The sequence below is a fragment of the Bradyrhizobium shewense genome, from assembly GCF_900094605.1.
GTDB classification, from domain to species: Bacteria; Pseudomonadota; Alphaproteobacteria; order Rhizobiales; family Xanthobacteraceae; genus Bradyrhizobium; species Bradyrhizobium shewense.
On sequence record NZ_FMAI01000058.1, the window covers coordinates 1 to 20,349 of the forward strand.

General features: G+C 56.5%; 16 protein-coding genes and 1 tRNA gene. 2 read left to right on the top strand and 15 right to left on the bottom strand.

Annotated features, from left to right (window positions below; genetic code table 11):
- A partial coding sequence (gene tnpA / locus GA0061098_RS47625; protein WP_430649301.1) for an IS66-like element accessory protein TnpA occupies positions 1–232 on the bottom strand: 232 nt, incomplete at its 3' end.
- Here tnpA and GA0061098_RS41870 point away from each other — a divergent pair.
- Positions 126–1,199, top strand: coding sequence for a hypothetical protein (locus tag GA0061098_RS41870; protein ID WP_245323965.1), 1,074 nt, complete (start codon positions 126–128; stop codon positions 1,197–1,199). The genes tnpA and GA0061098_RS41870 overlap by 107 nt on opposite strands.
- Before the next feature lie 563 nt (positions 1,200–1,762).
- Here the strand turns inward: GA0061098_RS41870 and GA0061098_RS44480 are convergent.
- From GA0061098_RS44480 to GA0061098_RS41895, 6 genes are all read right to left on the bottom strand, one after another.
- Positions 1,763–2,761 carry a hypothetical protein gene (locus GA0061098_RS44480; RefSeq protein WP_129591102.1) on the bottom strand — a complete coding sequence of 333 codons (999 nt, stop codon included), beginning with the start codon at positions 2,759–2,761 and terminating at the stop codon, positions 1,763–1,765.
- Positions 2,762–2,998: 237 nt separating this feature from the next.
- Positions 2,999–4,894, bottom strand: a complete 1,896-nt coding sequence (locus GA0061098_RS41875; RefSeq protein ID WP_091967676.1) for a trypsin-like serine peptidase — start codon at positions 4,892–4,894, stop codon at positions 2,999–3,001.
- Positions 4,855–5,757 carry a S1 family peptidase gene (locus GA0061098_RS41880; RefSeq protein WP_165637955.1) on the bottom strand — a complete coding sequence of 301 codons (903 nt, stop codon included), beginning with the start codon at positions 5,755–5,757 and terminating at the stop codon, positions 4,855–4,857. Before GA0061098_RS41880 ends, GA0061098_RS41875 begins: the two co-directional genes overlap by 40 nt.
- Before the next feature lie 121 nt (positions 5,758–5,878).
- A complete protein-coding gene (locus GA0061098_RS41885) occupies positions 5,879–7,444 on the bottom strand; it encodes a hypothetical protein (RefSeq protein WP_129591103.1) in 1,566 nt (521 codons plus the stop codon).
- A 296-nt stretch (positions 7,445–7,740) separates the two neighbouring features.
- Positions 7,741–9,567 carry a site-specific integrase gene (locus GA0061098_RS41890; protein WP_165637956.1) on the bottom strand — a complete coding sequence of 609 codons (1,827 nt, stop codon included), beginning with the start codon at positions 9,565–9,567 and terminating at the stop codon, positions 7,741–7,743.
- Positions 9,568–9,663: 96 nt separating this feature from the next.
- Positions 9,664–9,738: transfer RNA gene (locus tag GA0061098_RS41895), tRNA-Glu, on the bottom strand.
- Positions 9,739–10,563: 825 nt separating this feature from the next.
- Between GA0061098_RS41895 and GA0061098_RS41900 the strand changes: the two genes are divergently transcribed.
- Entirely contained in the window at positions 10,564–11,115 is a 552-nt protein-coding gene (locus GA0061098_RS41900) for a hypothetical protein (protein ID WP_165637957.1), read from the top strand.
- 4 nt (positions 11,116–11,119) lie between these two features.
- Here GA0061098_RS41900 and GA0061098_RS41905 read toward each other — a convergent pair whose 3' ends face one another.
- The 8 genes from GA0061098_RS41905 to GA0061098_RS41940 all read right to left on the bottom strand — a co-directional run bounded on the left by GA0061098_RS41905 (position 11,120) and on the right by GA0061098_RS41940 (position 19,857).
- Positions 11,120–12,799, bottom strand: a complete 1,680-nt coding sequence (locus GA0061098_RS41905) for a phosphoenolpyruvate hydrolase family protein (protein WP_245323967.1) — start codon at positions 12,797–12,799, stop codon at positions 11,120–11,122.
- 132 nt (positions 12,800–12,931) lie between these two features.
- Entirely contained in the window at positions 12,932–14,044 is a 1,113-nt protein-coding gene (locus GA0061098_RS41910) for an ABC transporter ATP-binding protein (RefSeq protein WP_091967686.1), read from the bottom strand.
- Positions 14,044–14,871, bottom strand: a complete 828-nt coding sequence (locus tag GA0061098_RS41915; RefSeq protein WP_091967689.1) for an HAD-IIA family hydrolase — start codon at positions 14,869–14,871, stop codon at positions 14,044–14,046. Before GA0061098_RS41915 ends, GA0061098_RS41910 begins: the two co-directional genes overlap by 1 nt.
- Positions 14,864–15,634, bottom strand: coding sequence for an SDR family NAD(P)-dependent oxidoreductase (locus GA0061098_RS41920; RefSeq protein WP_091967692.1), 771 nt, complete (start codon positions 15,632–15,634; stop codon positions 14,864–14,866). The genes GA0061098_RS41915 and GA0061098_RS41920 overlap by 8 nt, the downstream gene beginning before the upstream one ends.
- Positions 15,631–16,554 (bottom strand): ribokinase, encoded by a 924-nt coding sequence (locus tag GA0061098_RS41925; protein WP_245323969.1) that lies wholly within the window; start codon positions 16,552–16,554, stop codon positions 15,631–15,633. The genes GA0061098_RS41920 and GA0061098_RS41925 overlap by 4 nt, the downstream gene beginning before the upstream one ends.
- Positions 16,555–16,568: 14 nt before the next feature.
- A complete protein-coding gene (locus GA0061098_RS41930) occupies positions 16,569–17,429 on the bottom strand; it encodes a carbohydrate ABC transporter permease (RefSeq protein ID WP_091967696.1) in 861 nt (286 codons plus the stop codon).
- Between the two features lie 11 nt (positions 17,430–17,440).
- On the bottom strand, positions 17,441–18,403 hold the full coding sequence (locus GA0061098_RS41935; RefSeq protein ID WP_091967697.1) for a carbohydrate ABC transporter permease: 963 nt from the start codon (positions 18,401–18,403) through the stop codon (positions 17,441–17,443).
- Positions 18,404–18,471: 68 nt separating this feature from the next.
- Entirely contained in the window at positions 18,472–19,857 is a 1,386-nt protein-coding gene (locus GA0061098_RS41940) for an ABC transporter substrate-binding protein (protein ID WP_091967699.1), read from the bottom strand.
- Between the last annotated feature and the right edge of the window lie 492 nt (positions 19,858–20,349).

A 20,349-nucleotide genomic window follows, 5' to 3' on the forward strand; every position in this document is an offset into this window, starting at 1 on the left:
CGGCCACATCCCGCGCCGGCACAGACGGCCCAATCTCGACCGGCACGAACGGCGCCACACTCGTCTCACCGTGCTTGCAAAGCTCTTTACGCCACCGGAACAGCTGGCTCACATGAAGGCCGGCCATGCGAGCCACCTCGGAAACAGTGGCTCCGGGCTCGAGCGATGCTGCAACTAGCCGCTCCTTCTCATCTCGCGACCACCGCCGCCGCCGCTCTACCGATGTGATCACCTCTGCCCGCGATATCGTCATAGCGCTTCTCCTAGGATTACCCCTAGGACCTGCGGCGCTCGCCTCCGTCAATCAAGGCGGCCGCAAGCGGAGGCGTACTGTGATTATGACAGAAAGCTTGGAGCACCAGATTATTGAAGCTGGAGCGGAAGAATTAGGCGCACGTGATCTGCATGGGCATGAATCCCCGGATCACAAATGGAGAAACCGGGTCCGTATTCTCGGCATTTTATGTTTAGCCCTAGCCGCAGCGTATGGCGTATACGACCACATGAGCGGCAACACCGCCTTTGGATTTGTTGGAATCATATGCCTCGTGATCACCGCTACGTGGGATAAGGCAGGCGAGAAAATAAAGTCGTTCGCCGGCATCCTCGTCTCATCTTCTACCGCAGACGTCGTTGGATCCATTGCGCGATGGACTCGCCACTTCTTTCGCCATGGCGACTACATCGTGCGCGGTATCTTGCTTTTCCTTGCGGTCGGGGCAACAGCGTTCATTTGCAAATATTTCATTGGGAACTTCAACCTGCTTCCGCCCTACCTCGACCTGGCTGTAAAGCGTCTTGGACCTTCTTTGGCCATCGTCTCCCTGGTGCTTTATCCAGCATCTCTGGTGAGCAAAAGAATATTTGAGCTCTCTGCATACAACTTCGACCAAGTGGTCCGTCGATATGAATTCGCGTTCTACGCTTCAGTGGCATTGTTTTCGATTACCGTTATCGCTCTTTTTGCCGGCGTGGAAATAGAAGGGTCCGACAAGCTGCCCGTCCATTCTGGTGGCACATTGACTAAGGGACCAACTTGGCCAGATGACACTAAATGGCTGTTTGTTAAGATTGCCGTCATCTGGTTGATCTGGGTGATCGCAACTGGCGCATGTATCATCTCGAGGTTTTTTGAATGGTCGTGGCGAGATAGGCCCACCATGCTACGAGGACAGCGGGTCAAACACCGTGTCGTTTAGTCGTGCTCAACATTGGTGGGAAGGGCGGCTCAGAGCTCACGCCAAACTCGCGTGTAAACGACGTTGCCACATCCATGGAGAATGGGAAACTATACCCAACGACGCGAAAGATTAACATGACCGGCCGGACACCGAACGGGATTGGCTTTAACATCGTGGCTTCTTCTGGGGCACGAGTAATCGGTCTGGGGTCCTCTTGTGTTCGCGAGGCTCATCGTGGGTCGTGCCCGATATATCGTCGTCATGGCCGCAGCGAAACTGCTTGACCCATTTGAGAGACACCTTCGAGATGGCGCCGTCCTCGCTCGTGCGAAGGTTGCGGCCTGCAAGGAATCAGCGGCTCTATACGGTAATACGCGGTAGGTCGCTCCCCGGAGTTAAGCCGAGTTACGCCCCGCCAGCTGAACTTCCTGAGGTCAACTGGTGGAGAAACTCGATCCATCGCTCTGAAAAGGGGCAACATGAAAAGCCTCGATCGCACGTCCTCCGGCACTGCCGCTATTCAGACAAATGCGCGGAGTCGCCCTTTCAACATGCTGTATGATCCGGCCCATCCAGTCACACTACGGCCCAACAAGGACGCGCACATCCAGAGACCGCCGCTGCAGCTCAAGTTGACGTTGGCGATCCTGCTCATACAGCGCTCGGTTTTCTGCGCTGGATTCTTGTTGCAGCATTCTTGTTGAAAGAAGATTGTTAAACCCACCTGCAACACCTACAGCGCCATCACCGGCGCCCCAACCTCCCGAAGCTGGATCGCCGTTACGGTTAGACAGATCACGTCCACCATTTGACCTGGCAAACCGAGCATCGACCAGCGGAACAGATCTTCGAGTGCTTCGCCTTCCTGATTGGTCAACAAAAACTTGGTGTCCGGCTGCCATCGTCACGACGACTTTATGCACGTCTGTCCGAGAGCCACTCAATCCCGCGTTAGCTGCCGTGAACTTGAATTGTTCGCTCACGGGCTGCAAAGTCAGAGTGGCTCCAACGCCTCCGGTGAATGTGGTCGTATATGTCAACGTGTCTGCAAACGTGAATATTCTGCCGCTGCCCGGGTTGTCAGCTCTCTGCAATCGAATGAATGTGGCGACTGAATCATACATCCCAACATCACCGGTGAGAGGATAAACCCAGTTCGCTTCTCTATCTCGCGTACAATTCATCTTTCGCAAATCATCGAAAGAGTCGATCAATTCAAAATTGCGATTTCCCGCCCTTATCCTGTTCGATCCGCCGGTCGCCGCTACATTGAATGTTCCGTTTGCAAACGGATTGAATAACGTAAATCCCGCTTCTGCGCCGTTTTGCTCATTGATATCGAAAGTAAAGGTGTACACGATTGAAGCGTTTTGGAAGCCTTGACCAAAGGTCTGAACCGCCGCCTTGGCTTCGCAGCGAATCTTGTCAACGACGTCATAAGTTGTCTTTCGTGAGACGTCGTCCGGTAGCGGATGAACGGAGCATCCACCTGCGAATTGAACGGATGCCAAGACGGCCAAAGCCCGAGTCAGCCGAATTGGAGAGCAAATTGATGGCACCACCTGAGTCATCAGTGACATGCTGAAATACTCACTCAGAAATGAACGCTATCTAGTCAAAAGAATGCGTCATCAATGTCACATAGAAAATCCATACAACGCAACTGTCCGGCGATTATTCTTCCAGCTTATGGCAAAATTGCCACATCCGGTAGTTGTAGTAATTTCAAATCGACTTTGGCGGCACCATGGGCGCTGAGCCCAACCAGGAATGACCACTACCCTTGTCCAGCTCAGTCGTTCGGGTGGAGGAAGAACTTACCGAAGGTCGCTTACTTCGTTTAAACGGCTTAGCAACTCGTCGCGAGCCGCTAACTCATCCGCGTCCAAGACTCGGTTGCCCGCAGTTTGCGTCCGATTAGTTGACCTCATATGCTTCAAGATCTCCGAAATCGGAGTCGCTATTTCGTGTAGACGCCAGGAAACCTCCGAGGCGCTCAGAGTGTCTCGCTGGCCCCCGCTGAAAATTCCAACCAAACAACGGCTCGCCCGGTCGAAGACAGGAGCTCCCGAATCTCCTCCTGAGGTATCCGTGTCTATGCCAAAGGACGGACGAAGCGCACTACCGTTCGTGGCATCAAAATAGTAGCGGAATACCTGATCTTCAATCCTTTCCGTCTTCCCGTACGCTGCTTCAAATTCCTTCTTCACCGATTCAGCGTATGAGGTACGGCCTATCTCCTTTTCAATCTTGTATGCCTGAGCGAATATTTCTGATCCCATTCTGTTGTACAGTTCCTCGTCTATCTTAAATGGAAACCAGACATATGCGTAATCATGAACTGTCTTAACCAGTCCCATCGGATGTCCGACCGCGAAGACGGGTTGCCGATAGGTCACCGGCACTGATTGGAGGCATAAAGGTTCGGCATTGTAAGGTTGAGCATGAACTTTTGACTCCAAGTCATTGTAGGCTGCCGAAACAATGGAATCCTCTTCAATGCGAAGAAAAGCAAAATCGATTGGGTCTGCATTCTTCGAGCCTGGAGCCGGATCTGGCCATTGATCTAAGATTTGCAGAGGGCGCGAGGCTTTCCCCAATCCATCAAGGTCGAATTGCACGCGGACATCTCGCCACGATCGATTTGTAAAACAGTGCCCGGCCGAAACAATCCATCTCCTACTGATCGCGATTCCGCTACAAATGTTGCCGCTCCCGTCTCGTAGCGACACGACGTACCTAGAAAAGTGAAATACTTGCTCGTAGGAAAGAGGGGAAAAGTTTGTCATTGCGCCATATTGGGCCTTCAAGACCCTCTGTCGGGCGAGGCCGTTATAGGCGTCAGCGGCCGCTTGTCTTGCGATGGCATCGTTTTTGATTTTTGGCCATTGCGCTGCGTAGTCTAGCTTGAACTTGGCCGCAGCATTTATATAGCCTTGCGTTGCGTCTGCGTCGGCAGGAACTCCGACCGCCTTGATGAACTGGGAAACCACGTTGGCATAGGTTTTGGAAAGTGGGGCGGCGACGGGTGATCGAACAGCTGCCGACTCCAGAACTGTTGTACTTGCCATTAGCTGCGCTGATTTTTCGTCAAACCATCTCACCGGACTCCCGGCCGCCTGCTTGAGATCAGCAGCGATAGCTTCGTTTACGGGCAGAGGTGCGGCAACTGCCTGGGTCTGAACGGGTGCGACCGGTCCGAACGTGTCCGTCGAAATTACGAAGTCCGAGATACTTCGGGCGATGGTAAGCTTGTATGGACGATTACTACTCTGATAGCGCTTCTGCAGATCATATAGCACAGAGTGTCGATCGGCCGGCTCGTTGCTAACAATTCGCGCGATCTCATCTGCTGAAGCTTTCAGATTTGCTGAGTCAGTTAGAAAAACGTCAAGCGCCGAAGAAACGGTTGATACTTGGGAAACCGCACCCGTGATCCCTTTTGCTCCTGGAAGCGATGAAGAAGGAGCGTCAATTTGTAGATTTGTCTGACCTGTACGTTGGACATCTCGCACAATGTCCTGATACCGAGGAATGGTGAAGCTGTTCGATAAGCGATTGGGTACAATAACTAAAGGATTGGATTGATTTTGTGCGAGGGTCGGAGCACTCCACAGAGACGCGAGAGTGATCGCAAGATACCAAAAGATGGTATGGCGAAACGGAGTAGAGATCATTTCTGCCTGAGCGTCTTGCTTGCCTGCGTGATCCATTGCCGAACCTCCGGCGTGAGGCGGACGTAGATGCCACCATCGCCGCACGGAACCCGGGCTGATTTTGTGGCTCGCGAGGTCGTTCCGGCGAGCTTAAGTGCGCTTTCGGTTTGTCCGACGACCGTCCCAGCAGGCCCCGCTAAAATTGGGCCGCCGCTATCCCCATTGCATGTATCGCGCCCGAGCCCTGTTTTGCCAGCGACGATCTCAGCTCCAGGGGCACAACCAAACGCCGACGCATAGGTGCGCGAAGAACCAGGGACGGTTCCTTTGCAGTCGTTCGTTCCGGACGGCACCGTCGTTTCTCTCTTTTGTCCAGCTAGCAGTTGCCCCGATGAATCGAGCCCATAACCCCCAAAGCCAACAACTTGATAACTGGTAGCGGCTTGGACCGTTTCGTCCGTCTGCATTTCCAAAGGACTGACGCTGGCCTTCTGTGATAGCAGCAGCAAACCGACATCCGAGCCGTTCGTCAAAGCTCCACCGCAGCTATTTAAGCGATGTGTCGAAGCAGCTACCTTGATGCTACTTCCTGTTCCTTCCCGATCAGCGAAAACAACGGATCCCGTGATGCCGCCACACACACAGTGTGCCGCCGTCAATACCAGATCAGATTCAATCAGAGAGCCAGTACATTGCACTTGCCTTCTGCCCGCCTGAGTAATTCCTACGATTGCTGGGTAGGCCCCTTTTGCAACGGGAACGCCGCCCCAAACTTTCGAGTTTTTGATTGCCTCAGCGTTCACGCGATAGGCGGCGTCGTCTTCAACCGAAAGACCAAGATCGTCCTCGTCCGCCCGTCCCGCGACCATCGATATGCCTTGGAGACAGATAGTAGCAGCCATCACGGAAAAAAATTTCAAACACGATTGCCATCTCATAGCTTGCCTCTCGATTGTCTTAGCGGACATCTTGCGGGCGAGGCGCCAGTTGGCCGCGTTCTAGCGCCGCATTCTTACATCGAGGCCTATTGACGCCCCACATCTACCCCTTGAACCCGCAGGAAGCTTCATCGACGTTGAGAATGCGTGACATCGCCACGCATCGAAGAGGTAAAAAGCCGTTGGATTTCAGGGTCTCTGAAATACCGAACCGTTTGCCGCCATTTACTTCTGGGCTGCTATCCATGTCGGCGATCATCTCGCTCTGGTGAACGAAGGCCAGATTTGGCGGACCAAGAGAGTTCGGCCAATTTCCGGCACCCCCACCTAGCGGCTGTCCGTTACTGAAGTGGTGACATCCAGCGCAAGTTTGCGTTTGAATACGCTGAACGATATCCGGAACTGTCAGTGCTGTGCCCGGCGCCCCAGGCCTTTTCAACTCGTTGAGCTTCGCCCCAATAAAGGTGCCGACTAGACTCGACGTGCTAAAAGCCTTGGTCACGCTGCCCAAGAGCTCCTGTCCCTCATTGCTTTCAAATGGATTGAAACGGTCGTCTGAAGATTCAGAGAGGCGCAGACCAAATGCGGCGGCAGAGCTTTCGGTCCCATTCCCTCTCAGGTTGTCAAATTGATCCGATAGCCGTGCAAGAAACGCGGCTTGCAAGTCGATTGGCGCGTTGCCGGAAAATAAGCTTGTGTCCGGATTTGTTTTGACAGTCACGGGCACAACACGCAGTCCCGGCTGGAGTCGTTGAAGTTTAAATTCGCGCAGCGTCCAAATAAATGGGCCACCGTTCGGATTCATGAATTGGTTAGTTCTGATCTGTCCAGTGCCGGCGGCGTAGTGATCGACGTGGATGACAGGCGCAATCCCCTTGGATGTGATTCCGTTCAAGAAGAAATCTTTGAGACGGTTACCGCGCTCATCTTGATTTACGTTGGACAATTCCAACCAGAACTGTTGGATGTCGAAGCACCCGTCCATACCAAGATTCGGCTTTGGGTTGGGCAGCCTTGCCTCGAATATGATGAGATTACGATTTGTGGCTGAGTTCTTGCCCGAATTACGCGCGAACACGACGCGCGCCTCGCCGCAGTCCACAGGATTCGCAGGATCGGCGAGGTCAGGACGATTGCTATAGGCAATTGCGCTGTAGCCCTGCTCTCCGTTGGGATCGGTGAAGGGGTCGCTATTGGCTTCGTTTGCTTCCAGACGTGGGCAAATGAACGGGAAGCCGTTTAGCGAAGTTTCGCAATGTGGTCCGGTCGTCTTACCGGGCGCCACGGCCTGACTGTCCCACCACTGCTGAAACAGAGCGAGCTTACCGGTCTTAGGATCACCCCCCTGTTTGGCTAACTGGTCCATGACTTCCGCAAAGGTCAGCTTCTTCATAATGTTTTCGTCGGTAACAAAAATCGACTTGCGAACGTCCATAACGGGAGCGATGGCGACCCGAGCCTGCGACCTCTGCCGCACGCCTTCGAGCTGCTTCTTAATCTGCATTCCGAATGCACCAACTTCGGGCGCATTCAGGCGCAAGCCTGGGCTATTAAGCCCAAAATCGACCGCCTGAGCCCATGCCACTATCGGGAGCGTTGTGAGGATTGCGCCAAATAATCCCGCAAACATCAACGAAAAGAATCGTAGCGCCTTGCAAATTGGCTTCATCTCAAAGTCTCCACGCAACAAAATAAGTTGTCTGCAACTGGGCGGGCCGCCAAGGTGCCGCAATACAAGCACGTCGGTTCGGGCAGCAGGTCTCGCCGGCCACAATCTTAGAGCGAGATACTAATTAGCGTCAAGGTTGTGTTGGAGCGCTCGCAGCTGTGTGCGTCTTTCCGCCGCATAGATTATGTTGGCGCTTGCAAGGGACCGCTACGATTTCACCGGCTCTAGCGGAGATGTTGCTGTCGTGTCCGCTCCGGGACCGCTGAAAGCCGCCTCTGGACCACCGCCTACCGCCATCAATCCGAGTCCACGCCACGCCAGCTTAGTTTGCTCAGGTCGACCGGGGGGGCAACTTGATCCATCGCCTTAGCAAGCGGCCCCAACGAAAAACCTCGACCATACGCTCTGCCAACGCTGCCGCTATTAGCGTGCCCCGTCAGTGCGTCATGCATTTCCTCCGAAAGGCCGGCATCTCGCGTCATGCGCTTAAAGGTATGCCTAAAGGAGTGAAAGACCTTAGTGATGTCAGAGATGCCACAAGTCGAACGGAGGTAACGGCCAAACCACTTCGACCAAGCCGATGAGCGAGTTCGTTGGCCCTGAGCCTCGACAGCCGGCCAAAGAGGATCATCGACTTTTCGGCCCGACTTGAGGAGCGACTGTCGATATCGAAGCAAACCGATACGCTTCAATTCTCGATGCATGGGCACATGACGAATCGATGAGGCATTTTTAGTTGATCGCCCGCCTGTCCGATTAATGTCGAAGTACCAATGCTTCGTATCTTCATCCTGGCGAAGATCGCGTATGCGCAATTGAGCAATCTCGTCCAAGCGCATTCCAGAAAGAAGGCCGACAAGAGGAAACCAGAAGCCAGCCTCTGCACCTCCGCCGGCCGGCCGCTCACCCAACGAGTACACCGGCGAAGAAAAGATCGCTTTGAGGTCGGACCTGTCGAAGTGCTTGCGGGCGGTCTCATGATGATCGACGGAAAACCGTATTGCTTTGCCGAACGGATTTACATAGTTGGGCACCTTATCAAGAAAGCCCTCCCGCTCTGCCCGTGAGACAATCCCGCCCAAAACCTGCATGATCTTATTCACCGTGGTGGCCATGCGCGGCTTGAACCCACTAAGGTCGCGCTCAAGCAATCGCGGCAGAGGAAGTTTGCGCAGTTCGCTTGGAAGTGCGCTCGGGACCTTTGCTACCGCGTCACGAAACTCCCGAGCCTTCTCGCGGGTGATCTCGCCTAGCCGCAAGTCGCCGTGAAGCTCTTTGAAGTATCGAACTGCTTGCTCCGCCTCGGTGATCGTGTTCGCCTTGGGCCTCTTCGCGTTCTGTGCTAATCCACCGCCGGCCCACGATGCCAACGCATCCGAAAGCTTCGGGCCGATTTCCTTCCTCTCGAAAGAGATCGCTGGCGTCGGTATGATCTCTCCGCGCTGGCGCTTGCTCTTCGCTTCATACGCCCGGACGTGTGCTTTTAGAACTACGAGTGCGGCTCCCTGAAACTCTGCCGAAGCTTTGCTCCAGTAAATGCCACGTCTCTTTAGAGCGATATTGGTCTCGGGATAGACGATCTTGGGGTCTCTTCTCGCAAACGCTTCGCGGAATTCCTTCTCGAACACCGGGAGCAATTCGCCGTAGATGTGGAAATGATCAGCAGACATTCCCAATTGCGCGTTCGATGGAATTGGCTCCAAGTCCGGCCATTTGGCACGATCCTCTTGCGTTTGCAGATGCCGGCGGTCATCTCCTTCCAACCGCTCAGCTTCATCCACGCCCAGAAGTTCGACGAACACCTCGCTCTCCAACTCCCCCAGGTCGAGGACCGGGGATTCGTTCGAGGCGTCACGGGGCGATAGCGCTTTGATTGCTTCGTCAAACAACTTGGTGGCTTGCAACGCGGCCCGGTGGTCTCTCTTCTTCGCTTCCTTCAGATCTTTAGTTTGGAGAGACCGCACAAGTTCCCGCTTGAAGCGCCCCGTCTTGGCGTTGATCAGATCGCCAAAGCCGTCGTGCATATGCGGTGGCACCGGCTTCCCAGCCAGCGTTTCAGGGAGCCTCTTTCGAAACTCGTAAGTGCCGGATGCCCGCCTCTGCATGTAAGTCAAAGCCGCCACTGTGGACCACCTTTGTGGGCTACGTTTGTGTAGCAGGCGGCTCTCTAAGCTCATGATTGCCTAGAGTTTTCAGCTTTTCAATGGCTTATGATATACTGGCGCTCCCTAGGGGAATCGAACCCCTGTTTCAGCCTTGAGAGGGCCGCGTCCTCACCGCTAGACGAAGGGAGCTAAACCATTAAAACGGCAGCTATAAAGTAGTTCTTGCCGAGTTCACAAACATCTCCCGACACCGAGGCTGGTAGATCTACCACATCTAACCCATTGAACTTACACACATGGTAGGCTCATTGGGGGATATTAGCGTCTGAGGTCCTTGGCCAGCCAAGAGCGTGCCGGGGCCTGCCGCATCATCGAAAGGATCGCTCGCGATGGAGCGACCTGACGGGGCCCTCTGCGTTTCGATGAAGGCGCCCGATGAGGTACAGCAGTTCCGAAACGAGGTGATTGAGCGCCACCGTGTGGATTGGAAGCCGCCTCCCATGAACCGACCGGGGCAAGCGTAGCTGGCGGATCTTTGATGAATTTAGGCTCTGGCATGGTCGCGAGCCGTCCAATTCCGCGACACCAGTTTTCTCGCGCGGCGAGGCGCGGTCCGAGTCAAAAAGATGCCGCTGCCGGAGTTTCCAGAAGCGGCGCCAGTCAGGGAGGAAGCAGACGAGCCGGTCTGCTAGCGGATCCGCAGGGCGCAGATAGCTCGCCCGAATTTTTTACCGAGACGCTTCACGGCCCTCTTTCACCGCGAGCCGAGCTCGCTCAGTACCCTGCAGCAAATCGCATCCGGCAAGGACGGCGCGGAGAGCCCAGTTAAGCAGCCAGGAGGAACGGCGCCAACGGCCATTCCTTCCGATAACGATCGACGTCGTGGTCTAGACCTGGATGAAGCGGCGTGTAAGATCGGCGGAGGCATCAATTGGGTAGGGTTGGGTAGAAACCGTGAGAGCCAATGTCTTAGGTCGCCTTGCCGTAAGTCTCTCCTCGTCTCGCGGTGATCAGATGACGATCTATGCGCCGTCACTGCGGGCCCTTCCACAGAACGCCATGCTGGTCATGGCCACGCTTCCCGTCATCGACTGGAACGACTGTCTCCTGCGGGACTTGCAAGCGGGCCCCAAAGTGCCCCCTTCCTGCTATGCAGCGATCGTCATGATCGACCCATTTGCATGCTGGGAAGATCTTGGTGATTTGTTGGAAGATGCAAGGATGACCGGAGTGACGAACTTTCCGCCTGCCTCCATGATTGAACGGACACCGGCAGGAGTGCCGCTCGATCGCGGTCAGGAGCTCGAGCTTCGCCGTATGGAGTGGTTTGCAAGCCGAGGGTTCAAAGTCCTGTTTGTTGCGGCGGACGAGGCAAAGATGACAGCAGCGGAGCAACGGCTAGGTTCACAGCTGGATGGGTCCGTCTATCTGCGACCCGAGGCGCTTGCGCTGCCGATTGGATCGGACATTGGGCTCGTGAGCCTTGGCTCTCATGGATCGTCGTCGGTACCGAAGTTCTCGCTGGAGCAGGCTGCCAAGGCCAAGCAGCCGCTCCGACGGGCATGAGGCCTTATTCGAGGATCCGCAGTTTCTTGATTTTGTTGTAGAGGGTTTTGCGCGAAAGCCCGAGAGAGCGAGCAGTCTTGCCGCGGTGAAGCCGGTTTCTCTTCAGGCCCTCGATAATCCAGTCCCGCTCGGATAGCGAGGCCGCGGGCCGTGCGCCTGAAGGGGGCTGCAACAGCGGCTTTAGCACCTCACCGGTGATGTGACTTGATGGCAGGGTCACGAGCTGGTTCACGATCTGCCGCAACTCGCGCAAATTGCCTGGCCAGTCGTGCCCGGCGAGCGCAAGGAATGCAGAGTTTTCTATCGTGAGCGTCTGGGCGCTGGAATCTCCTTTGGCTTCGACGGTGAAGTGTTGAAGGAGTTGCGGCAGATCTTCAAGCCTGTCGGGTAGCGAAGGTAACTGGACATTCAGCCCGGTAAAAAGGTCGAGAAGCCGCGCGCACAGAACCGTTTCAAGGCCAGCGCCTCGGGCAACCGTCGCGGTCGCAATGATCCGGGCGTGGGAACGCATGACAGTTACCCCGTTCAGAGGGGTAAACCCGCCTGTCTCCAGGTATTCGGCGAGGCGCTCCTGGCCTTCGCGCGAAAGCTGGTCAACATGCAGCAGCAAGACGGCGCCGTCGCTCGACGCCTCCAGGAGCGACAATTGGCGTCTGCCACTCTCAAGGCGCTCGGCGCCGAAAAACGGGCCGAGTGTATCCATCGCCGGACCGGCTCGGCAATGAAACAGCGTTGCCTTGGCGTGCCTGCGGTCGCTGAACGCGTGAACGAGGTTCGCAATTCCGCGCTTGCCGGAGCCGGCCTCTCCCCAGATGAGGACTGGGCTGGAAGTTGCCGCAACGCGTTTGGTCATCTCGAGGACGCGCTTCATTGCCGAGGACTGCGCGATCACGCCGTGCCTGAAGCCACTCAACTGCAGCTTCCTTTCGAGCAGATCCACCTTCTCGCGCAACAGGTGAATGGTCTTGAAGCCCGACGTCACTTCGAGGACCGACATCTCCAGAGGCACGCGGTCCAGCGAAGAGCCTCCGATGAAGCCCTGGATTCCGGTTTCGCGGCAGATGTCCAGGAGCTCGTCCGGCTTTGTGATCGGGCCGCCCCCAAGCAAGCAGATGGTGCTCTTGTTGGCGGATTGAGCAACGCGCGCAACGGCATTCGTACGCGCTGCAAGTTCGGATAGGCTGATCGACGGATCGGACCCGCTTTCAACCGCGCGGTTTAGATTGAAGTTGATGCAAATGGCCTCGGCGCCGGCTTCGACCATTCGACGCGCCTCAGATTGACTGCGGGTATAGGCAATCGTCATTAGGCCGCGTTTTGCAGCTTTCACAAGGAGCTCGATTTCCCGGGAATAGCCAAGGCCGGACTTCTCGAGCAACGACCTGCGGTCATCATCGATGTGTATGACCGAAGGGAAGTTGGTCACGCCAGCAAATCCCCATTTGATGATCCGGTCGAGCCATCGATCCAGATCAAGCTCGGGGTCGAATGTGCAGGTGCCGAAGAAGACCGGCAGTTTCGTATTTGGCAGGATCTCGGTCCGTCCGAACGCCGCTACGAACTCGTTACTATTGCGGATTGGAAGAATGGAGGCGGGCGAGGCCCCGCCCATGGCACGAAAACGGCCAGCATTGAGTGCGAGCACGAAATCAGCGCCCGCCCGCTCCGCGGCCCTGGCCGTCATGCCCGACCCGATCCCCGCACCAAGGACAAACGAACGGGAATTCCGGAAGAACTGCCTGATGCCCGCTCCCTTCACCTGAGTGGTCCGCGTGTCGATCCTGAGCCGGCATCATCGCACGGCTCGACGTCAAGACTAGCTCCAAGTCGCAGGTGCTTGCAACCGCCGTACCGCCTTTCCATTGCTCATGAACAAGTGGCAATCGGCTGGAGCGGCGGTCAGGGTGAGCTTTCCGGCGCTTTTGCGCGAGCCGGATTTTGGTGCCCTGGCGACGACCGTTTCGTCTCCAGCGTTACCGTAGATGTACGTGACGCTACCGAGATGCTCAACGAAATCCACGTCGAGTCCAATGGAGATCTCCTGCTGGTTGGGTGCCGGCGAGGAGAAGTCATCCGGGCGGATTCCGACAGTGACCGGCTTGCCAACTAGCATTTGGTCCGGCTGGACCGGAACGGAGATCGTAGAACCGGCCTCCAGTCGGACTTCCAGGCCATACTCGTGAGCTGCCTCGACCTTGCCGCGCAGGAAGTTCATCTTCGGCGAGCCGATGAATCCCGCCACAAAGCGCGAGGCCGGATTGTGATATAGATCGTGGGGGCTGCCGACCTGCTCGATGTTGCCGTCCTTGAGGACGACGATCTTGTCGGCCATGGTCATCGCCTCGACCTGGTCATGTGTCACATAGATCATGGTATTTCCGAGCTGCTTGTGGAGTTTGGCGATCTGAACCCGCATTTGCACGCGCAACTCGGTGTCCAGGTTGGACAGGGGCTCATCGAACAGGAACACTTTTGGTTCTCGCATGATGGCGCGCCCGATTGCGACGCGCTGGCGTTGCCCGCCTGAAAGCTGTCGAGGCTTGCGATCCAACAGACGGTCGATCTGCAATAGCGATGCTGTTTTGGCTATATTGGCGGCGATCTCGGCTTTCGAGGCTTTGGCCATGCGCAGGGGAAAGGCCAGGTTCTCTCTCACCGTCATATGCGGATAGAGAGCGTAACTCTGAAAGACCATGCCGAGGTTGCGATGCGCCGCATCGATGTCGTTGACGAGCTCATTGTCGATGAGGAGCCGCCCACCGCTGATGGGCTCGAGCCCGCCAATCATGCGCAGAAGCGTGGATTTGCCTGACCCGGACGGACCAACGAAGACGACAAATTCGCCGTGATCGATGGTCAGGTCGATATTACGCAGGATCTCGATAGTCCCATAGGCCTTCTTCAGGCCCTCCAGGCGAACATCGGCCATTATGCCCTCCTCTGTCGCGCCTGAGCCGCGCGAGCAGCACTTACCTCAATTTCGCGCAAGCTCGATACGATGAAGTCGGGGGCCATCAAGGACGGATCCTGACGCATCGGCACGCCGGTTGTGACAAGCACCGTGGCAAGACCCGCCCTCTTTCCGGCTTGAATATCCGTAGGAACTTGGTCTCCGATCATAATGGTCGAAGCGCGGTTCGTCCCGAGGCGTGAGAGCGCTCTCTCGATCATCGGCACTTGCGGCTTTCCGGCGATCGAAGGCTGCACTTGCGTGGCGGCAGCCACAGCTGCAATCATCGCGCCAGCCCCAGGTTCAAACCCGCTGGCCGTCGGCAGCAGAAGATCGGGATTGGTTCCGATGAAGACAGCGCCATTGAGGATCGCCTCAACGGCAATTCGCATCTTCTCGTGCGTGATATCCCGGTCAAGCCCCATCACAACGGCTTCGGGCGTTCGGTCAGTGACTTCCAGCCCAACATCGCGCATGGCCGTGACAAGCGAGGGAGCGCCGATGACATAGGTTCGCGTCAACTGCGGATAATTCGCTCGAATGAGTTCTGCGGCGGTGATGGCGCTTGTAACGACCTCTGACGGTTCGATGAAAAGACCAAATCCTCTCAGCTTGCGGACGACGTCCTCCGGGGTATGCGTGGAATTGTTCGTCACAAAACAGAACGGCAGGCCGGCTTTCTGCCATCGCGTAAACGCTTCTATGGCATCCGCGATTGCGGTGCTGCCACGATAGACGACGCCATCCAGATCGGAGATAATCCCTTCTATCGGCGGCCAGTTGACGTTGGAGCCGGTGCTAACCATTCATCAGCATCCCGCCATTCACATGGACAATCTGTCCGGTCATGTAGGATGCAGCGGGGCTAGCCAGGAACACCGCGAGCCCCGCGATATCTTCCGGCAATCCGACCCGGCCCAGCGGAATTCGGCCACTGTGGCGCGCTTCGGTCTCCTCCCGCGGACGCCCGTGCATGGGTGTATCGATAATCCCGGGTGCGATCGCGTTGACGTTGATCTTGAGCGGAGCACATTCATAAGCGAGCAGCTTTGTCACGTCGTGCACGATGGCCTTTGACAAGCAATAGTCAGCGCCGCCAGCCTGGTAGTTGAAAACCGCGCCTTGAGATGACAACGAGGACCCGACATTGACGATGCGGCCGCCCTTGCTCTTCATGAAGCGCTCGATCGTTTGCTTGGCACAGCGAAGCACCGCGACGGAGTTGATCTGTATGGTTTTTTCGATTCTATCGGCATCGCCGGTTAGAAGCGGCTGAGCCGATTTTATTCCGGCGTTGTTGATCAGGACGTCGAGCCTGCCGAAGCGCTTGGCGATCTCATCAAGCACCCTACCGACATCGTCTTCTCGTGACACATCCATGCTCATCGGCAGGATGCCGTTGCCGTACGGCAAGCGCGTCAGAATCTCCCGGAGGTTTTCCACATTTGCGTCGGTTGCCAGGACATTCGCACCGCCCTGACGGAAAGCATTGGCAATGGCTGAGCCTATGCCTCCACCCGCACCGGTCACGAGCACGGTCCTGTCTGCAACTGAGAACTGTTCGGTCATTCCAACTCCAGGATAGTTTGAGATTTGAGAAACTCGTCGACGGCTTCGCTGCTTGGCATTGCGCTTTGCGCGCCGCGTCGCGTTACACAAAGCGCCGCTACTGCAAGGGCCTTCTTGATCGCTTGGCGTATCGGCAGCCGCTGAGCAAGGGAGGCTGCGAAGGCTCCATTGAAGGCATCGCCCGCCGCGGTCGTATCAACGACCTTCACAGGAAATGCCCGGAGCGCAAAAGACGCGCTGGCATCGGCGTAGTAGGCACCTTGCGCACCAAGCGTGATCAGGGCTGCTCTCGGCCCGAGATCGAGAAGCTTTCCGGCCGCATGAGCGGCGCTGTCGAAATCGTGCACCTCGACCCCGGTGAGCTCGAAAGCTTCCGTCTGATTTGGGGTGACGAAATCAACACTCGTCCACGCCGCTGCCGAGAGGCCCGCCCTCACGGGGGCCGGATTGAAGATGAGCTCGAATCCCTTGACGCTCTTCATTGCAAAGAGATGATTGAGCGCGCCGACCGGCATGCCCATCTCGGCAACGACGATTGCGTCCCGCTCAATGAATTCGGCCGCCTTTTCGACTAAGCTTGGTGTGACATTTGCATTGGCTCCGGCGTCTATGACGATCATGTTGGAGCCGTCATCACCGACCAGGACGAGAGCTGAACCCGATATCTCCCCTGGGCACACCGCAATGGCATCGAGACAGACACCTGCCTCACGCAGCGCTTGCAGCAACGATCGACCGGCATCGTCATCGCCAAGCCGGGTATAGAAGCTCGGCCGAAGGCCCAATCGAGCGGCGGCGACCGCCTGATTGGCGCCCTTGCCTCCCGCATTCCGCTTCAAGCTTCCCATCAGGCTTTCGCCGGGCGTTGGAAGCCGCTCGACGTTGAAGCAGAGGTCGAGATTGGTCGTTCCAAAGAACATCAATGGTCTTGGGCTCATTTCACGGCCCCGAAGGTAAGACCACGTTCGAGATGACGCTGGCCAAGGATGATCAGGACGACCGGCACAATCATGGTCACCACCAGACCCGCAGCCATGACCGGATAGAACTGAACTCCCGGATTGAGCAGCTTGAGGAGGGCGACGGTGACCGGTGCTTTTGTCGAGCTGAGGATCAGGCCGAGCGTGAAGTTGTGCCACGCAAGCAGGAAAATAAGTAATGAGGCGCCTATCAAGCCGGGCTTTAGAAGCGGAAGGACGATGTGCCAGACAACGCGGAAAGGTTTTGCACCATCCATGGCGGCCGCCTCCTCAATGTCCTTCGGTATGTCCTCGATATATGAACGGCTGAGCCAAATGATCATCGGCAGCGTGACGACCTGATAGACCCAGATCATACCAAAATAGGTGTCATAAAGGCCGACTGTCTGGAACACGGTGAACAGCGGTATGACGACAAGCAGTGCCGGCGCGAAGCGGAACCCCAGAATGAAGAATGCGATGTCCTCCTTCATCGGGATATCGCGCCTCGCCAGGACGTAGCCTGCAGGCACCCCGGCGATCAGCGATACGAACACCGCACCAAGCGAGATCACCACGCTGTTGGTGACCGGGGTCAGGAAATCAACCTTGATGGTGCCGTAGCTTGTTGCCCCGGCCTGGGCGACATCGAACAAAACGCGGAAGTTTTCAAATGTTGGAGTGAAGATAAAGCGCGGCGGCCACGTCATGACTTCGGCCTGCTGCTTCAGCGACATCATCACGATCCAGACCAGCGGAAATGTAAGGATCAGCGTACAGGCAACAACCAGCAGATTAAGGAACAAGCTTGCAGGCGTTGAGCGATTAAAACGCATGTGAGCCTCCTCTAGCTTACGCGCTGCCGGACCAACCGCCACAATTTGACCATGGCCAAGGTCCCGAGAAGCACGATCATCCAATTGACAACCATGAGCGCGGCACCACGCCCGAAGGCGAGATTTTGAAAGGCCGTGATGTAGGCGCGGACCGAGAGCACCGAGGTACTGTCACCCGGGCCGCCCTGGGTTGTTCCGAAGATGATATCAAACTGATTGAGCGATTCGATCAGCCGAAACACCGCGGCAATCAGGATGTACGGTGCGATGAGCGGAAGCTCGATATAGAGGAACGTTGCCCACCCCCGCGCGCCATTGACCCGCGCGGCCTCTCTGATCTCGTCATTGATTCCCTGCAAGCCGGCGAAGATGATTAGCGCAAAAAATGGTGTGTACGTCCATATGTCGATGAGAACCAGCGAACACATCGCCGTGCTGACGTCCGAAATCCATGCGAACCGGCCGCCCCCAACAAGCGAAAGCAAATAATTCAGGATCCCATTCTGCGGATCCATCATTGTGGTCCACATCAAGGCGACGCTCATTGGCGGCAGAACCAGGGGAAGGAGAATGACGGGCCGCATCAGCCGGGCAAGGAGCACCCCACTTGCGAACAATTTGGCGAGCGCAAGCCCAAAGAACGCTTCGGCGAGCACGGCGGAGCAGGCATACGCCATAGTCGCCCGCACGCTATTCCAGAAATCTTGGGTCTTGATTGCCACTTCATAGTTGGTGAATCCAATGAAGCGAACCAAGGGACGGCCAAACTTGAGATCGGTCAGGGATTGAAAGACCCCATAGAAAAACAGAAAAAGAAATCCAAGCAGGATGATGATTGCGGGGGCAATCGCAGCAAGGCTCTGCCAGTCAAGAGCATTCTGCTCGGCCTTTTGCACCTGCTCGTTTTTGGACGAGGCCAGCTGGTCTGCCGATGATTGTAGCGTCACGATTGCGTCGATGCCTTGAAGGTCCATCGCTCACTTCTCAAAAGATACTCGGGCGTGGTGGCGGCGGCAAACTCTGATGCCGCCCCCCGACCGCCTTACATGGAGGAGCGGATCTCGGAGGCGAGGTCGGTCAACGTCGCCTTCACGTCCGCGCCGTTGACCATTTTCTGCATGGCGACTGCCCAGGCGTTCATTGCCTCGGCAAATCCTGCGCGCGGCGTAAAAGCCAATGCAGCCCTGTCCTGCACGATTTTGAAGGTATCCACGAAGTTTGTGAATTCCGGTTTGGCCGCGTAGTCGAGCCAAACCTTGTCGCTCCAGGTCGAGGCGCGCGGAGAGTTGACGAGCTTCCCGGCTACTGCACCGTTGAGCTCGACCTGCTTTGACGTCGCCCACTGGATGAACAGCCAGGCTGCTCCCTTTTTCTGAGAGACCGCATTCATGGCCAGAGACCAGATCCAGATGTTCGATTCGAAATTCTCGCCGTTCGGAGCGCGCAGAGGGGGAGCGAATGCAATCTTGCCCGAAGCGGGCTTGCCGGCGACATCGTTCCAGAACCCGAACATGTTGGAATCGATCGCCATCGCTGTCCGACCCGAATTGATGCCGTCGACCACCTGATACCAGTTGTCGTTGGCAAAGGATGGAGCAGCGCACTTCTTGATCATCTCCACATAGTCCTTGTGGAAGGCGACCGACTCGGGCGAATCGAGACCAGTTTCTAATTTGCCGTCCTTGACGACGAAGTCGTGCACACCGTAAGACTTGGCAATCGAGATTGCGGCCGTGTGGATGCTGCTCCAAAAGCGGACTCCCCGCACGCCCAGAGGTGTGATCGCCGGATCCGCAGATTTCAGCTTCTCGCAAGCCGCGGACATTTCCGGCGGGGTTGTCGGAACCTTGATACCGTGCTTGTCCAGAATGTCCTTACGGTAGAATAATTGGATGTTTTCGAACCCGTGCGGGATAGCCCACACCTGACCCCGGCCCGCTTCGATTTGCCCGCCATTGACTTGCCACGTCAGCGCGTCACGCAATGCGGGGAAGAAGTCCTTGTAGTCATAGCTTGCCGAGGTGAGCTTGGGGTTGTTCAGATAGCGATCGAGCGGCTCGAGTAATTGACCGGGCGCGAGATCCCAAGCCGGCTGAATCCCCGTGCCGACGACGTCCCACGAGGGCGACTTCGTGCTCAGCTGGATGGTCAGCTTATTCCAGTACGCGTCGTCCGGATAAAGCTCGGGTGTCACCTTGATGCCTGTCAATTTCTCGAACTCAGGCAGCTGTGCTGCAACGGCGTCAGCGTACGGATGGATGTCGTAAGCCCACACGATCGAAGAGCCCTCGAACTGGCGCCAGTTGATATCCTCCGCTTTGGCCTGGACGAAAGATACGGCCGCACCGGGCAAGAGCGTTGAGCAAATCAGAGCGGTTTTAACAAAATGAGCGGAATGACCGCGCAAAGCGGCTAGCGTCCTTGGCATTAGTCCCTCCTCTGGGCTCTTTGGCCCGCAATTTCACGTGCCCTCCTCTTTCAGGGCCGCGAGTGTTGGGAAGGCTAACCGTCATTTTCCGCCCATATGCACCCATCAAGATCGAAGTTGGGTAACATTGGGTAAGTCAAGAAAGCAGCATCACAGGAGCGCCGTAGGGGGAGATGATCAATGCAGGCGCATTTTCAGGCCCCGCGAAGCCACTCCACAAAGAAGGGCCGATCCTGGCCAACTGCTCGCGCTTTTGCATCAGTAGCTAGTTCATATGCTCTATTGATCCCGCCGCTCGTCATACCGTCCGCTGAGCAGGTCGTTGATCAGGGTCTGGCAGTCGGTGCCAGGCTCGTCCGTCTGGGGCTAGGCAGCGCGGAAGTCCTCCAGACCTAGAGTAACCGGCATGAGGCCCCCACCTAGCCACCCCTCGGCTTGCGCGCGATACAGCCTGGCATGAGCTGATCGGTGGAGGTGGAACGATGGCAAATG

What these genes read in the sequence shown, in the direction of transcription:
- GA0061098_RS41870 (WP_245323965.1), top strand. Translation starts at nt 126, where the DNA reads ATGCGAGCCACCTCGGAAACAGTGGCTCCGGGCTCGAGCGATGCTGCA.
- GA0061098_RS44480 (WP_129591102.1), bottom strand. Translation starts at nt 2,761, where the DNA reads ATGTCACTGATGACTCAGGTGGTGCCATCAATTTGCTCTCCAATTCGG.
- GA0061098_RS41875 (WP_091967676.1), bottom strand. Translation starts at nt 4,894, where the DNA reads ATGGATCACGCAGGCAAGCAAGACGCTCAGGCAGAAATGATCTCTACT.
- GA0061098_RS41885 (WP_129591103.1), bottom strand. Translation starts at nt 7,444, where the DNA reads ATGAAGCCAATTTGCAAGGCGCTACGATTCTTTTCGTTGATGTTTGCG.
- GA0061098_RS41900 (WP_165637957.1), top strand. Translation starts at nt 10,564, where the DNA reads ATGACGATCTATGCGCCGTCACTGCGGGCCCTTCCACAGAACGCCATG.
- GA0061098_RS41905 (WP_245323967.1), bottom strand. Translation starts at nt 12,799, where the DNA reads ATGACGGCCAGGGCCGCGGAGCGGGCGGGCGCTGATTTCGTGCTCGCA.
- GA0061098_RS41910 (WP_091967686.1), bottom strand. Translation starts at nt 14,044, where the DNA reads ATGGCCGATGTTCGCCTGGAGGGCCTGAAGAAGGCCTATGGGACTATC.
- GA0061098_RS41915 (WP_091967689.1), bottom strand. Translation starts at nt 14,871, where the DNA reads ATGGTTAGCACCGGCTCCAACGTCAACTGGCCGCCGATAGAAGGGATT.
- GA0061098_RS41920 (WP_091967692.1), bottom strand. Translation starts at nt 15,634, where the DNA reads ATGACCGAACAGTTCTCAGTTGCAGACAGGACCGTGCTCGTGACCGGT.
- GA0061098_RS41925 (WP_245323969.1), bottom strand. Translation starts at nt 16,554, where the DNA reads ATGTTCTTTGGAACGACCAATCTCGACCTCTGCTTCAACGTCGAGCGG.
- GA0061098_RS41930 (WP_091967696.1), bottom strand. Translation starts at nt 17,429, where the DNA reads ATGCGTTTTAATCGCTCAACGCCTGCAAGCTTGTTCCTTAATCTGCTG.
- GA0061098_RS41935 (WP_091967697.1), bottom strand. Translation starts at nt 18,403, where the DNA reads ATGGACCTTCAAGGCATCGACGCAATCGTGACGCTACAATCATCGGCA.
- GA0061098_RS41940 (WP_091967699.1), bottom strand. Translation starts at nt 19,857, where the DNA reads ATGCCAAGGACGCTAGCCGCTTTGCGCGGTCATTCCGCTCATTTTGTT.